At 62.3% G+C, this 14,099-nt stretch carries 16 protein-coding genes, 1 pseudogene and 2 riboswitches; of the genes and pseudogenes, 8 read left to right on the top strand and 9 right to left on the bottom strand.

Translation table 11 applies throughout. The annotated features are described in order from the left end of the window. The 4 genes and pseudogenes from QWJ46_RS30320 to sugE all read left to right on the top strand — a co-directional run. A pseudogene (locus QWJ46_RS30320) lies at nucleotides 1-115 on the top strand (S-(hydroxymethyl)glutathione dehydrogenase); the annotation flags it as partial. After that, on the top strand, nucleotides 115-588 hold the full coding sequence (locus QWJ46_RS30315) for a GNAT family N-acetyltransferase (protein WP_302756219.1): 474 nt from the start codon (nucleotides 115-117) through the stop codon (nucleotides 586-588). The pseudogene QWJ46_RS30320 and the gene QWJ46_RS30315, both read left to right, overlap by 1 nt. A gap of 10 nt (nucleotides 589-598) precedes the next feature. Beyond that, nucleotides 599-1,066, top strand: coding sequence for a YaiI/YqxD family protein (locus QWJ46_RS30310; protein WP_184459593.1), 468 nt, complete (start codon nucleotides 599-601; stop codon nucleotides 1,064-1,066). A 165-nt stretch (nucleotides 1,067-1,231) separates the two neighbouring features. Next, nucleotides 1,232-1,546, top strand: a complete 315-nt coding sequence (gene sugE / locus QWJ46_RS30305; protein WP_302756217.1) for a quaternary ammonium compound efflux SMR transporter SugE — start codon at nucleotides 1,232-1,234, stop codon at nucleotides 1,544-1,546. 48 nt (nucleotides 1,547-1,594) lie between these two features. Here sugE and QWJ46_RS30300 read toward each other — a convergent pair whose 3' ends face one another. From QWJ46_RS30300 to crcB, 7 genes are all read right to left on the bottom strand, one after another. Continuing rightward, a complete protein-coding gene (locus QWJ46_RS30300) occupies nucleotides 1,595-1,987 on the bottom strand; it encodes a DoxX family protein (RefSeq protein ID WP_184459591.1) in 393 nt (130 codons plus the stop codon). Between the two features lie 118 nt (nucleotides 1,988-2,105). Next, complete coding sequence (locus QWJ46_RS30295) at nucleotides 2,106-3,638, bottom strand: acyl-CoA carboxylase subunit beta (protein WP_184459590.1); 1,533 nt, start codon at nucleotides 3,636-3,638, stop codon at nucleotides 2,106-2,108. A gap of 36 nt (nucleotides 3,639-3,674) precedes the next feature. Beyond that, a complete protein-coding gene (locus tag QWJ46_RS30290; protein WP_302756215.1) occupies nucleotides 3,675-4,133 on the bottom strand; it encodes a hypothetical protein in 459 nt (152 codons plus the stop codon). Nucleotides 4,134-4,199: 66 nt separating this feature from the next. Then, nucleotides 4,200-4,985: an ATP12 family chaperone protein gene (locus QWJ46_RS30285; RefSeq protein ID WP_184459588.1), complete on the bottom strand. Its 786-nt coding sequence runs from the start codon at nucleotides 4,983-4,985 to the stop codon at nucleotides 4,200-4,202. A gap of 9 nt (nucleotides 4,986-4,994) precedes the next feature. Continuing rightward, the gene (locus QWJ46_RS30280; protein WP_184459587.1) at nucleotides 4,995-5,648 is read right to left on the bottom strand and encodes an HAD-IA family hydrolase; all 654 of its coding nucleotides are present in this window, start codon (nucleotides 5,646-5,648) and stop codon (nucleotides 4,995-4,997) included. Continuing rightward, on the bottom strand, nucleotides 5,645-6,643 hold the full coding sequence (locus QWJ46_RS30275; RefSeq protein WP_302756212.1) for an RluA family pseudouridine synthase: 999 nt from the start codon (nucleotides 6,641-6,643) through the stop codon (nucleotides 5,645-5,647). Before QWJ46_RS30275 ends, QWJ46_RS30280 begins: the two co-directional genes overlap by 4 nt. A gap of 87 nt (nucleotides 6,644-6,730) precedes the next feature. Beyond that, the gene (crcB, locus tag QWJ46_RS30270) at nucleotides 6,731-7,108 is read right to left on the bottom strand and encodes a fluoride efflux transporter CrcB (protein ID WP_302756210.1); all 378 of its coding nucleotides are present in this window, start codon (nucleotides 7,106-7,108) and stop codon (nucleotides 6,731-6,733) included. A gap of 120 nt (nucleotides 7,109-7,228) precedes the next feature. Here crcB and QWJ46_RS30265 point away from each other — a divergent pair, with 120 nt between their 5' ends. Then, nucleotides 7,229-7,495, top strand: a complete 267-nt coding sequence (locus QWJ46_RS30265; protein ID WP_085778270.1) for a hypothetical protein — start codon at nucleotides 7,229-7,231, stop codon at nucleotides 7,493-7,495. Between the two features lie 74 nt (nucleotides 7,496-7,569). Here the strand turns inward: QWJ46_RS30265 and QWJ46_RS30260 are convergent, their stop codons facing one another. Together QWJ46_RS30260 and QWJ46_RS30255 are read right to left on the bottom strand one after the other, a co-directional pair. Further along, the gene (locus tag QWJ46_RS30260) at nucleotides 7,570-8,574 is read right to left on the bottom strand and encodes a DUF1775 domain-containing protein (RefSeq protein ID WP_302756208.1); all 1,005 of its coding nucleotides are present in this window, start codon (nucleotides 8,572-8,574) and stop codon (nucleotides 7,570-7,572) included. A 71-nt stretch (nucleotides 8,575-8,645) separates the two neighbouring features. Then, on the bottom strand, nucleotides 8,646-9,026 hold the full coding sequence (locus QWJ46_RS30255; protein WP_302756207.1) for a hypothetical protein: 381 nt from the start codon (nucleotides 9,024-9,026) through the stop codon (nucleotides 8,646-8,648). A gap of 158 nt (nucleotides 9,027-9,184) precedes the next feature. After that, nucleotides 9,185-9,277: riboswitch (glycine riboswitch) on the top strand. Continuing rightward, nucleotides 9,278-9,358: riboswitch (glycine riboswitch) on the top strand. Between the two features lie 75 nt (nucleotides 9,359-9,433). Between QWJ46_RS30255 and gcvT the strand changes: the two genes are divergently transcribed. Genes gcvT through gcvP form a run of 3 tightly spaced genes read left to right on the top strand, consistent with a single transcriptional unit; the run spans nucleotide 9,434 to nucleotide 13,824 of the window. Beyond that, a complete protein-coding gene (gene gcvT / locus QWJ46_RS30250) occupies nucleotides 9,434-10,570 on the top strand; it encodes a glycine cleavage system aminomethyltransferase GcvT (RefSeq protein ID WP_302756205.1) in 1,137 nt (378 codons plus the stop codon). A gap of 27 nt (nucleotides 10,571-10,597) precedes the next feature. Continuing rightward, nucleotides 10,598-10,960, top strand: coding sequence for a glycine cleavage system protein GcvH (gcvH, locus tag QWJ46_RS30245; protein ID WP_064802805.1), 363 nt, complete (start codon nucleotides 10,598-10,600; stop codon nucleotides 10,958-10,960). Then, complete coding sequence (gene gcvP / locus QWJ46_RS30240) at nucleotides 10,960-13,824, top strand: aminomethyl-transferring glycine dehydrogenase (RefSeq protein ID WP_302756201.1); 2,865 nt, start codon at nucleotides 10,960-10,962, stop codon at nucleotides 13,822-13,824. The genes gcvH and gcvP overlap by 1 nt, the downstream gene beginning before the upstream one ends. Nucleotides 13,825-14,099 lie beyond the last annotated feature (275 nt).

Below are 14,099 nucleotides of genomic sequence, written 5' to 3'. Positions count from 1 at the left end.
GGGCAAGATCCAGATCGATCCGATGATCACCCACACCATGCCGCTCGAAGACATCAACAAGGGCTTCGACCTGATGCACAAGGGCGAAAGCATCCGCGGCGTGGTGGTCTATTGATGGTGGCAGCCAACTACCAGGTCGATCTCAGGCATTTCGATGAGCTCCCCGCGCGAGAGCTCTACGATCTCCTTCGAATGCGTGTCGATGTCTTCGTCGTCGAGCAGAACTGTCCCTATCCGGAACTCGACGGCAAGGACATCGATGCCCTGCATCTCAGACTGCTGGAGGGCGGTGACCTCCTGGCGGCGGTGCGGATCCTGAAACCACATGCGCCACAGGACCCGTCAAAGATCGGCCGCGTCGTCGTCTCGCCTGCCCATCGCGGCAAACGTCTGGGCGATGCATTAATGCGCGAATCGATCACCGCCTGTGAGCGGCTTTATCCTGCCAATCCGATAGCCTTGTCGGCGCAGGCCCATCTGCGCCGCTTCTATGAATCCTTCGGCTTTGTCGGGACGTCGCAGGAATATCTGGAAGACGGCATTCCCCATATCGATATGATCAGACAGCCGGCCACGCAACCGGCATGAGGATATCGCCATGATCTATGTCGACGCCGATGCCTGCCCGGTGAAGCCGGAAATCCTGAAGGTTGCTGAACGCCACGGCCTCGAAGTCACCTTCGTAGCCAATTCCGGCCTGCGCCCGTCCCGCGATCCGATGATCCACAACGTCATCGTTTCCAACGCCTTCGATGCCGCCGATAACTGGATCGCCGAGCGCGCCGGCGCGGGCGACGTCGTCGTTACTGCCGACGTGCCGCTCGCCGTGCGCTGCGTCGCGACCGGCGCTTTCGTCAGCGGTCCGACCGGACGTGTCTTCGACGAGAGCAATATCGGCATGGCGAGCGCCATGCGCGATCTTGGCGCGCATTTGCGCGAAACCGGCGAAAGCAAGGGCTACAACGCCGCGTTCAGCCCGAAAGACCGCTCGCGTTTCCTCGAAACCTTCGACCGCCTCTGCCGCCGCGCCAAGAACTTTTCCGCCGAGGCCGACCGCCAGTCATGATCTCCTCCGCAAGCCAGCAAGAAACGGGTGGAATGGCGGCCATGCCGATTCCTACCTTGAAGACGGCCGTTCCCTCACTGATATAAGCACGATCGCAGACGACTGCGGCGTCCTGAGGATGCAACCGTCGCGGGGACGGCCTCGCTCTTGAACAAGGAGAGGCGTATGGCCTGGTTTCTGCTATTTCTCGCTGGTCTTTTCGAATGTGGCTGGGCGATCGGCCTTAAATACACCGAGGGTTTCACGCGGCCGCTGCCGACGGCGCTGACCGTCGTTTCAATGGTGGTGAGCGTCGTCCTGCTCGGCCTGGCGGTGAAGTATCTGCCGATCGGCACCGCCTACGCGGTCTGGACCGGCATCGGCACGGTCGGCACCGTGCTCCTCGGCATTTGGCTGCTTGGTGATGGGGCAAGTGTCTCCCGCCTTGCCTGCATCGCGTTGATCGTCGCCGGTATCGCCGGCCTCAAGCTCACCGCCTGATTCCGAGATGCTGCGGGGCGCCGAAACGCCCCGCAATCAATGTCCATTTCAAGCCGTCTTCCGGTTATCGACGGCAAGAGCGCCGGGACCGGAGAAGAACAGGTAAAGGAAGACGAAGCAGAACAGGATTGCCGCGTCGCCCTGGTTGACGGCCGGGAAGAAGCTGTTCGGGGCATGCGCCATGAAATAGGCAACCGCCATTTGGCCAGCCAGCAGGAAGGCGACCGGACGCGTCAGCAGGCCGACCAGAATGAGGAGACCGCCGACAAGCTCCAGAAGAGCCGCAAAAAGCATCAATGGCGGCAGCGGGCCTGGCATCTGTGCAGCCGGGAAAGCGAACAGCTTCATGGTGCCGTGTTCGATGAACAGCAGGGCAGTCATGATTCTGAGAGCGGCCAACCCATAGGGGCGATAGGCGGAAAGACGCTCGAAAGTTGACATTAAACCTCTCCATTAAAGAAATTGCAGCCGAGCGTTAGCCCGTCCCCGGCCCTGATTGAACACACGGATCGCTGACGGCCGTTCACTTTTTCGACAGCAGGCAACACGCGGCCAGATATCAGAGCGGGATGTTGTCGTGTTTCTTCCAGGGATTGGCGAGATCCTTGTTGCGCAGCATCTTCAGTCCGCGCGCCAGCCGCCGCCGGGTCGAATGCGGCATGATCACCTCGTCGATATAACCGCGCTCAGCGGCGACGAAAGGCGACAGGAACCTGTCCTCGTACATTTTCGTGTGGGCGGCGATCTTCTCCGGATCGGCAATATCCTTGCGGAAAATGATCTCGACGGCACCCTTGGCTCCCATGACGGCGATCTGCGCCGTCGGCCAGGCATAATTCAAATCGCCGCGCAGATGCTTGGACGCCATCACGTCATAGGCACCGCCAAAGGCCTTGCGCGTGATGACCGTGAGCTTCGGCACCGTTGCCTCCGCATAGGCGAAGAGCAGCTTGGCGCCATGCTTGATTAGGCCGCCATATTCCTGCGCCGTGCCCGGCAGAAAGCCCGGCACGTCGACGAAAGTGACGATCGGAATATTGAAGCAGTCGCAGAAGCGCACGAAGCGCGCCGCCTTGCGCGAGGCGTCGCTGTCGAGCACGCCGGCCAGCACCATCGGCTGGTTGGCGACGAAACCGACGGTAGAGCCTTCGACGCGGCCGAAGCCGCAGACGATATTTTTGGCGAAGCTCTCCTGGATCTCGAAAAAATCCCCCTCGTCCGCCACCTTCCGGATCAGCTCCTTGATATCGTAAGGCTTGTTGGCGCTCGCCGGCACCAGCGTGTCGAGCGACGCATCGGTCTCGGTCACTGACTGGTAACATTCGATCTCCGGCAGCGGCGCGGTGTTCGAAAGCGGCAGGAAATCGATCAGCCGGCGCACCTGCAACAGCGCATCGACATCATTCTCATAGGCGCCGTCGGCAATCGACGAGCGCACCGTATGCACCACGGCGCCGCCGAGCTCTTCGGCCGTAACCGTCTCGTTGGTCACCGTTTTCACCACGTCGGGGCCGGTGACGAACATATAGGAGGTGTCGCGCACCATGAAGATGAAATCGGTCATGGCAGGCGAATAGACGTCGCCACCGGCGCAGGGGCCCATGATCACCGAGATCTGCGGAATGACGCCGGAGGCAAGCACATTGCGCTGGAAGACTTCGGCATAACCGCCAAGCGCGGCGACTCCTTCCTGGATGCGGGCGCCGCCTGCATCGTAGATGCCGACGATTGGCGCACGGTTCTTCAGCGCCATGTCCTGCACCTTCATGATCTTCTCCGCATGCGCTTCCGAAAGCGAGCCGCCGAAGACGGTGAAGTCCTTTGCGAAGACGAAGACCGTGCGGCCGTTGACCGTACCCCAGCCGGTGACGACGCCGTCGCCGGCGATACGGCTCTTATCCATGCCGAAATCGGTGGAGCGGTGCTCCACGAACATGTCGAACTCTTCGAAGGAGCCCTCGTCGAGGAATAGGTCGATGCGCTCGCGCGCCGTCAGCTTGCCGCGCTTGTGCTGGGCGCTGATGCGCTCCTTGCCGCCGCCGAGGCGGGCGATGCCGCGGCGGCGTTCCAGTTCCTCGAGAATTTCCTTCATGCGATCTCCTCTCGCCGCTCTCGCGGTCGATATGCGCTAGCGGCTGCGTCCGCTGAGCGAGAAAACCGAGCGAATCCGTGCAGCGACGTCCTCGGCCATGATGTCGTCGGCAAGTTTCGGGTCGGCGGCGATACTGGTCACGTCGAAGGCGCTGACGGCAATCACCGAGCCGTCGTCGACCGAAGCCGCGTCGACGCGGATTTTGGCGACGTTGCGGTCCTTTTGGAAACCGAGTCCCTTCTCAATCGAAACCACGCGGATTGTCAGCACCACCCGCGGCAGCACGGTGTCGCGCATCGTTGCATTGATCGCGGCATTGACGCGGTCGTTGATCCCGGCAAGCAGCTCGGCCGGGATGTTCGGGCCTGAGAAAACGACGGCGCTGCGCACATCATAGAGCGGCGCCTTCGGCTTGTTGGCCGAGAGGCTGACGCAGGCCGTGAGCGCGATACACACGAGCACGGTCCGGCAAAAACACGACCTCAGCCAATTCATCGCAAATCCCGCACCACCCCGTTGGAGTCGCAGATTTCGTCATAATGTCTGGGAAGGCAATATGTTTCAGGCGCTTAGGGCGAAAAAAACGTCCGCTGCCGCCTTGAACTCGGCAAAGCGCTTGGCCCGTCGCTCCTCGGCTTCCTCGTCGCGCCCCCAATGCTCGATCGTCCAGTCCTCGTCGAGATGCGCAAGCGACCATGCCTCCTCCACCATCACCCGGCCCTCGGCCAAAGCAAGCGCCAGGATCGCCGAGCCGGTCAACGTCGTGATCGTATGAAGGGCAGCGAGCGCCATCGGACTCTGATGCCGCGCCAGCGTCACGGCGAAGGCCGCGGTCGCCTCTCGCGGCTGTTCGTGAGGCATCACCCCTTCGACGAGAATGAAACGGGCACCGAGATCGTGGGCCGCCCAGTCGATGATCGGGTCCCAACGTTCCCTCTGGCGCTCGACCAGCAGCTCCGGCCCGTCGGCGCGGTAGCAGATGAGGTCACTCGAGGAAAAGCGGAGAATGTCTTCGAAGATGGCCTGCGTATTGGTTGCCACGCCGTCGAGCGCAGTGTTGACCAGCCGGGTCACCGGCATGGTGACCGGGTCGATTTCCTCGCCCTGTCGACGCCATTCGGCGGCGACAAGCTGTGCGAGCGCCTCTGTGGGAACGGCAAGAACCTGCCGTGCCGGCGTGCGCACCGACTTGCCGTCGAGCGTGATCGCGAAACTGCCCTCGTCCTCGGCGACCGCCACGTCGGTGTAGAAACGCTTCGGCAGCGGCTTCTTCATCTGGATCTGGGCCCGACGGATGGGATCGGGATGGCTCAGTCCCTCGGACAGATCGTTCAGCAGATCGCGCATGGGCTCACCTCAGGAAAAATGGCGCAATATCTCGTTCGGATGGTAGGCGATCGCATCGGCGCCGTTGGCGATCAGCTCATCCACGCTGGCATAGCCCCAGGCAACACCGATCGCCTTGGCGCCGGCAGCCTTTGCCATCTGCATATCGTAAACCGCGTCGCCAATGACAATGGTATCGGCGGCATTCATCCCGGTTTCGTCGCAACATTCCGTCACCATGGCCGGATGCGGCTTGGAGGGGCAGTCGTCGGCGGTGCGCGCAACGACAAAATGCTTGTCGAAGCCGTGCGTCTCCATCACGAGGTTCAGCCCGCGCCGGGATTTGCCGGTCACCGCCCCGATCAGCAGATCCTCGCGGCCGCTGATCGCGTCGATCATCTCGCGGATGCCGGCAAACAGCGGCTCTCTGTGGTCGAGATCCCTACGCACAATCGTAAACAGCGATTTATAATGCGCCGTCATGTCGATGTCTTCCTGCTCGACATGCGGCCTGCCCTGCATGCGGGCGATCGCGAGATCCAGCGACAGGCCGATAATGGCCTTGGTGTCGTCAAATCGAGGCTCCGCCTTCCCGAACTTCGCGAAGGTGCGGCGCATGGTTTCATGGATCAGCCCGGCACTGTCGACCAACGTGCCGTCGCAATCAAAAAGCGCAAGTTTCATGCTTCACCGTCCAGGATGGGGGCCGAATTTTCATCGAAGCCGAGCAGGTTCCAGCTCTGCACCATATGCGGCGGCAAAGGCGCGGTGACGCGCAGCCGGCCGCCGGAGGGATGCGGGATATCGATATGGCGGGCGTGCAGATGCAGCCGCTTCTGGATACCGCCGGGAAAATCCCAGTTCGGATCATCGTCGAAATATTTGGGATCGCCGATGATCGGATGGCCGATGTGCAAGGCATGGACACGAAGCTGGTGCGTGCGCCCCGTATAGGGCTCCATCTCCAGCCAGGCGAGACGTTGCGCCGCCGTCTCGACGATGCGGTAGTAGGACACGGCATGATCGGCGCCCTCTTCGCCATGCTTGGCGATGCGCATGCGGTCGCCGTCGGCCGTCGGCTCCTTGACGAGCCAGGTCGAAATCTTGTCCTCGCGCTTGCGCGGAACGCCTTTCACCAGAGACCAATAGGTCTTCTTCGTGTCGCGCTCGCGGAAGGCGGCCGTCAGCTTCTGTGCCGCACCCCGGGTGCGGGCGATGACGAGCACCCCTGACGTGTCGCGGTCGAGGCGGTGGACGAGGCGCGGCTTCTCGCCCTTCGGACTGGTCCATGCCTCGAGCATCTGATCGATATGCCTGGCGACGCCGGAGCCGCCCTGCACGGCAAGGCCGGCCGGTTTGTTGAGGACAATCACCTTGTCGTCCTCATGCAGCACCATGCGTGACAAGAGGTCGAAATCCGTGGAATGTTTGAGATCCTTGCCGGCGATCGGCCCGGTTTTCAGCCTGGCGTCGACATCGAGCGGCGGCACGCGCACCGTCTGGCCGGGCTGCACGCGCGCATCCGATTTAACGCGTCCGCCGTCCACGCGTATCTGGCCGGAGCGCAGCAGCTTCTGCAGCGGCCCGAAGCCCAGTCCGGGAAAATGCACCTTGAACCATCGATCGAGCCGCATGCCCGCCTCGTCGAGTTCAACCTTGATAAGTTCTATGCCAGCCATGAATAGTCTTTCGGAAATTGCAGCGCGGGCCAAGCCGGCGTTCTTGCCGCAGCCTTAGAGCATTTTCATGCAAAACGGAAACCGGAATCAGACCAAAGCGCGCATGATGGCGAGGCCCGCAAACACTGCCGCCATCGAAAGGCCGACGCTGGCTGCTATGTAGATGCCGCCGGCGACCGCCTCGCCGCGTTCGAAGAGCGAGATGGCGTCGAGCGAGAAAGCCGAGAAGGTGGTGAAGCCGCCGAGAAAACCGGTGATGAGCAGCAGGCGCAGTTCCACCGATGCGTTGAACTTCCGCGCGACCAGTTCGGCGAAGACACCGATGACGAAGCAGCCGACGACGTTGACGGCGAGAGTGCCCCAGGGAAAGGCCGGCCCCATGAGCTTTAGCGCCCACTGGCCGACATAATATCTGAGGACGGAACCGATTGCGCCGCCCAGCGCGACAAGGAGAGCCTGAATCATAAGCCGGATTTACCTCAGTTCGGCGACGACTCCAATGGAACCGCGCGAATTCTTGCCACTCGGTAAAATGCCAATGATTTTGTTACGATAGCACCAAGACCATGCGAATATCGTGACGGCATGACGCAGCTCCTGTCCATATCGGCCAACACCGCCGCCATTGCCTTCGAATCGCTGAGGATCCCCCAGCGCGTCGCTACGAGCACGGCGGCGCGTGATGCAAAGCGCATCGCCGACCGGCAATTGAACGGCGGGGCGTCCGATCAGGCCGAGGAGCCCTCCAGCATCATCCAGTCGACGGAGGTGGCGCTCGACCTGATGGCAAAGGGCAACCAGCAACCACAGACAGGCCTGCGGCAGGCGCTGCAATCCTACGAGGATGTCTAACAGACAAGCCGCTTCCAATAGAAAGCCCGCGGCTGTAATCGCAACCGCAGGCTCTCTGTCTGAATCGGCCGGCACTACTTGCCCTGGGCCGACAGCACCTGCAGCACCAGATCGACCTTGCCGGCTTTCTCGAAGCTCAGCGTCACCGGCACCGTGTCACCCTGTTTAAATGGCGTCTTCACCTTCTGAAACATCAGATGCAGGCCGCCGGGCTCGAGCTTGACCGTTTCGCCCGCGGTAATGGCGATGCCATCCTTCAGCTGGCGCATCCGCATGACATTGTCCTTGGTAGCCATCTCGTGGATCTGAACCTCGCCCGCCGCGGGCGAGCTGATGAAGAGCAGGCGATCATCCGTCTTGCCGTTGTTCTTCACCGTGAAAAAGCCGCCGCCGACCGGCTGGCCGGGCAGCATCGCTTTGGCGAAGGCGCCGGAGATTTCGAGGTCGCCGGCCTTGACTGTGTCGCCGGCTGGCATTGCTGCCGACATGTCCATGCCGGGCATGGGGGACATTCCGGACATGTTCATCCCGGCCATATCGTCATGGTCGTGGCCATGATCATCACCGGCAACGATTTTCAGCAGCGGCGCCGGGCTTTTAAGCGCGTGCGGATCGCCGCCTTCTCCGGCCACCTGATCCCAGGCCGTGACCTTATCGCCGCACAGCTGCGTCACCGGAAAGGCAAGCGAGCTGCCGGCTTCGACGCCCGACACCTTGCCCTGGATGACGAAGGTATCGTAGAAATCATCGGAGAGATTGCCGTTCTTCCAGCGGATCTCGATGGCGCCCGTCTTCACCTTGTCGCCGTGATTGTCGTAGCTCTTCTGGTAATCGCCCTTGATCACCTCGAGTTCCCAGCCGGCCTTCGGCTGCGGCTTGGCAAAGACGAAGCCTTCCGGCAGCTTGACCTGCACTTCGGTGGTCGCCTTGCCGTCGCAGCCATGCGGCACCTGCAGCGTTGCAAGGATGGTGCTGTCGAGCTTCGCCTCCTTGTCGAGGAAGCTGACATGCGCCTCGGCGTCGGCAAAGGCGGTTGCGGACAGAAGGGCGGCAAGCGCGAAAGTCTTGATTGTTCTCATCGGATATCTCCTCGCCGGCCGCGAACTTCTTCGGGCGAACCGGCATTTTGCGTATAGGTTGCGGAGGCAGATCAGATGAGGGCCGGAGGCCCGCGCGAATTCGGCCGGTCTACAGTACTGACAGCGGCAACGGCTGCAGTCCCGATCGGCGGGTTGATCAGCGAGGCGAGCTTTCGCTCCAGCCACGAACCCGCATCCGGCGTCGGCAGGATCACCGATGCAGACAGCCGGCAGGCTTCGCAATTCGGCTTGAAGCCGACAGTCTTGCCTTCGGCCTCCTTCACGGTGACGCAGAGCGAGGCAAAGCTGCCGTCGGGCAGCACGTAGGCCCCGGCATCATAACCATCGGAAGCGACAGCCTGCGGCGCTTGATGGGCGAATCCGAGCAAAAGCAGGCCCAAGGCGCAAAGCATGCGCAGGAAGAGCGTCGCTTTCAGTCCTGTCTGCCGCATGAGATCCCCTTTAACAGCATGCCGCGATAGCCGTTTTCCCAGCCGAATGCAAAAGCAGATTTGCCGCAGATCGCGCCCTTCCCTGACTATGGCGACAAAAATTTGTCAGGTCACGACATTTGGCCTTGCCAAGCGCTGCGCCCGCCGGATAATTGCGGCCGACCCTGTTGGGAGAATCCGGTGCTTGTGCCACCGGTGCCGAAGGAGCAACCGCCCCGGAAACTCTCAGGCCAAAGGACCAGCAAGGGGGCAGACGGAACTCTGGAGAGAAGCGTTCTCGAAACGCTCGCCGAAGGGATAACAATCTCAGGCAAAGGGACAGAGGGGGCTCAGGAGAGAGGCGCGCAGCCGCGCCTTCAGATTTGAGCCCGCGCCTTAACAAAAGGCGCAAACCCCGGAGGCGTCGTTTGGACGATACTGCTGCCCTCAAGAAAACCCCGCTGCATGCCCTGCATCTTTCGCTCGGCGCCCGCATGGTGCCCTTTGCAGGTTATGACATGCCAGTGCAATATCCGGCGGGCGTCATGAAGGAACATCTTCATACCCGCGCCGAGGCTGGCCTCTTCGACGTCTCCCACATGGGCCAGGTCATCGTGAAGGCGAAATCGGGCAGCTATGAGGATGCGGCGCTGGCGCTCGAAAGCCTGGTGCCGGTCGATATTCTCGGGCTCCCGGCAGGCCGCCAGCGCTACGGCTTCTTTACCGACGACACTGGCGGAATCCTCGACGATCTGATGATCACCCATGTCGACGACCACCTTTTCCTCGTCGTCAACGCCGCCTGCAAGGAGGCCGATCTCGCCCATCTGCAGACCCACATCGGCGACCAGTGCGACATCACGCTCCTGAACCGCGCGCTGATCGCGCTGCAGGGACCGCGCGCGGTCGAGGTTCTCGCCGAGCTCTGGGCCGATGTCGCGGCGATGAAATTCATGGATGTGCGCCACTGCCGGCTGCACGACGTTTCCTGCCTGGTTTCGCGCTCGGGCTATAGCGGCGAAGACGGCTTCGAAATCTCAGTCCCGGTGGACAAGGCCGAAGACGTCGCCATGCGGTTGCTCGAACATCCGGACGTCCAGGCGATCGGCTTGGGCGCGCGCGATTCTCTGCGTCTGGAAGCCGGCCTTTGCCTTTATGGCAACGACATCGACACCACCACCTCGCCGGTCGAGGCCGCACTCGAATGGGCGATGCAGAAGGCGCGGCGGGCCGGCGGCGCACGCGCCGGAGGCTTTCCGGGCTCCGGCCGCATCCTCTCCGAACTCGAAAACGGCGCCGCCCGCCGCCGGGTAGGCCTGAAGCCGGAGGGCAAGGCGCCGGTGCGCGGCCATGCCAAGCTTTACGCCGATGCCGAGGGTAAGACCGAAATCGGCGAAGTCACGTCGGGCGGCTTCGGCCCCAGCGTCGAAGGTCCCGTCGCCATGGGCTATCTGCCAATCTCCCATGCTGCGGTGGGCACCCAGGTCTATGCCGAGGTGCGCGGCAAGTTCCTGCCCGTCGCTGTCTCCGCCCTGCCCTTCGTTACGCCGACCTACAAACGCTGAAACCCTGTTTTCCGAAAGGATTTTTCCATGCTGAAATTTACCGCTGAACATGAATGGCTCGAGCTCGACGGCGATGTCGCAACCGTCGGCATCACCACCTATGCCGTCGAACAGCTGGGCGATCTCGTCTTCGTCGAACTGCCGGAAGTCGGCAAGAGCTTTGCGAAGAACGACGATGCGGCAACCGTCGAATCCGTCAAGGCAGCCTCAGAGGTCTATTGTCCGCTCGATGGCGAGATCACCGCGGTCAACGAGGCAATCGTTGCCGATCCCTCGCTCATCAACTCCGATCCTCAAGGCGCCGGCTGGTTCTTCAAGCTCAAGCTCAAGAACCCCGCCGATGCCGACGGCCTGCTCGACGAGGCCGCCTACAAGGAGCTCACCGCGTAATGACGACGCCGACCGAATTCCAGTTCACCGACTATCAGCCCTACGATTTCGCCAATCGCCGTCACATCGGCCCTTCGCCGACCGAGATGACCGAGATGCTGAAGGTGATCGGTTATAGCAGCCTCGACGGATTGATCGACGCGACACTGCCGCCCGCCATCCGCCAGAAGGCGCCGCTCGTCTGGGGCGCGCCGATGACCGAGCGCGAGGCGCTCGACAAGCTGCGCGAGACCGCCAACAAGAACAAGGTGCTCGTTTCGCTGATCGGCCAGGGGTACTACGGCACGATCACGCCGCCGGTCATCCAGCGCAACATCCTGGAAAATCCTGCCTGGTATACGGCCTACACGCCTTACCAGCCGGAGATCAGCCAGGGGCGCCTGGAAGCGCTGCTGAACTACCAGACGATGATCTGCGACTTGACCGGCCTCGACGTCGCCAACGCTTCGCTGCTCGACGAGGCGACCGCCGCCGCCGAAGGCATGGCGATGGCCGAGCGCGTCTCCAAGTCGAAGGCGAAGGCTTTCTTCGTCGACGCCGACTGCCATCCGCAGACCATCGCCCTCATCCGCACCCGCGCCGAGCCGCTTGGCTGGCAGGTCATCGTTGGCAATCCCTTCACCGATCTCGATCCGGTCGATGTCTTCGGCGCGATTTTCCAGTATCCGGGCACGCACGGCCATGTGCATGACTTCACAGGCCTGATTGCGCGGCTGCACCAGACCGGCGCCATCGCGGTCGTCGCAGCCGATATTCTGGCGCTGACGCTGCTGAAATCGCCCGGCGAAATGGGTGCCGACATCGCCATCGGCTCCTCGCAGCGTTTCGGCGTTCCCGTCGGTTATGGCGGTCCGCATGCGGCCTATATGGCGGTCAAGGACGCCATCAAGCGTTCCATGCCCGGCCGCCTCGTCGGCGTGTCCGTCGATGCCCGCGGCAACCGCGCCTACCGCTTGTCGCTGCAGACCCGCGAACAGCATATCCGCCGCGAGAAGGCGACGTCGAACATCTGCACCGCCCAGGTGCTGCTCGCCGTCATGGCCTCGATGTACGCCGTCTTCCACGGTCCGAAGGGCATCAAGGCGATCGCCCAGCAGGTGCACCAGAAAGCCGTGCTGATGGCCAAGGGCCTGGAGAAGCTCGGCTACAAGGTCGAGCCCGAAAGCTTCTTCGACACGATCACCGTCGATGTCGGCCATATGCAGGGCTTGATCCTGCGCGCCGCCGTCGCCGAGGGCGTCAATCTGCGCAAGATCGGCGAGACCGGAATCGGCATGAGCCTCGACGAACGCACGCGACCGGCGACGCTCGAAGCAGTCTGGCGCGCATTCGGCGGCAATTTCACCATTGCCGATTTCGAGCCTTCTTACCGCCTGCCGAAGAACCTGCTCAGGACCAGCGATTATCTCACTCACCCGATCTTTCACATGAACCGGGCCGAAAGCGAGATGACGCGTTACATCCGCCGGCTCTCCGACCGTGACCTCGCGCTCGACCGCGCCATGATCCCGCTCGGCTCCTGCACGATGAAGCTCAATGCGACGGCGGAAATGCTGCCGATCACCTGGCCGGAATTTTCCGATATCCATCCCTTCGCACCCGCCGATCAGGCGCTCGGCTATCGCGAAATGATCGACGATCTCATCGAAAAGCTCTGCGCCGTCACCGGCTACGACGCTTTCTCGATGCAGCCAAATTCCGGGGCTCAAGGCGAATATGCCGGCCTGCTGACGATCCGCAACTACCATATCGCCAATGGCGAGGGTCATCGCGACGTCTGCCTGATCCCGACCTCGGCGCATGGAACCAACCCGGCCTCGGCCCAGATGGCCGCCATGAAGGTTGTCGTCGTCAAGGTGCGCGAAAACGGCGACATCGACATGGAGGATTTCCGCGCCAAGGCTGAGGAACATGCTGCCAATCTCTCCTGCTGCATGATCACCTATCCCTCGACGCACGGCGTATTCGAGGAGACGGTCAAGGAAATCTGCGAACTGGTGCATCAGCATGGTGGCCAGGTCTATCTCGACGGCGCCAACATGAACGCCATGGTCGGCCTGTCCCGCCCCGGTGACATCGGCTCCGACGTGTCGCACCTCAACCTGCACAAGACCTTCTGCATCCCGCATGGCGGCGGCGGCCCCGGCATGGGCCCGATCGGCGTCAAGGCACATCTGGCGCCGCACCTGCCGGGCCACCCGGAGACCGACGGCCGTCCGGGCGCGGTTTCGGCAGCCGCCTTCGGCTCGGCCTCGATCCTGCCGATCTCCTGGAGCTACTGCCTGATGATGGGTGGCGAAGGTCTGACCCAGGCGACCAAGGTGGCGATCCTCAACGCCAACTACATCGCCACCCGGCTGAAGGGCGCTTACGACGTGCTCTACAAGTCGAAGACCGGCCGTGTCGCGCATGAATGCATCATCGACACGCGTCCCCTTGTCGACAGCGCGGGTGTGACCGTCGACGATGTCGCCAAGCGCCTGATCGACTGCGGCTTCCACGCACCGACTATGAGCTGGCCGGTATCAGGCACGCTGATGATCGAGCCGACGGAAAGCGAGACCAAGGCCGAGCTCGACCGCTTCTGCGAGGCGATGCTGGCGATCCGCGAGGAAGCCCGCGCTATCGAGGAAGGCCGCATGGATAAGACCAACAACCCGCTGAAGAACGCCCCGCACACGGTCGAAGACCTCGTCGGGGAATGGGATCGCCCCTACAGCCGTGAGCAGGCCTGCTTCCCGCCCGGCGCCTTCCGCGTCGACAAATATTGGTCCCCGGTCAACCGCGTCGACAATGTCTACGGCGACCGCAACCTCATCTGCACCTGCCCGCCGGTGGAGAGTTATGCGGAGGCTGCGGAGTAACATCCGGCGAGCCCCTTCAGCGAATTGGGAGGGGCTCAGCTCGTGACAAACCTCGTCTTTACTCCCGTGTTACTCTCGCCCTCGAGCCAGGGCTGCCCGGTTCGCCCTGCAAGAGCCAGCGAGGAACGGAGACGACGCGGCATATTCTCTTCTCCCCATCATCGGCAGGGCTGTCCGGGGAAATTGTCAGGCATAAAAGAAAGCCATTTGGTTTGGCGATGTTTTGGGTTTTGGCCGGCTTGGATTGACGGGAGGCGGCTTGTCGATTGCTGCGA

The sequence above is a fragment of the Rhizobium sp. CBN3 genome (assembly GCF_030518245.1).
Lineage (GTDB): Bacteria > Pseudomonadota > Alphaproteobacteria > Rhizobiales > Rhizobiaceae > Rhizobium > Rhizobium aethiopicum_A.
The sequence above is the reverse complement of the archived record's forward strand: the minus strand, read 5'-3'. Positions and strand labels throughout refer to the sequence as shown.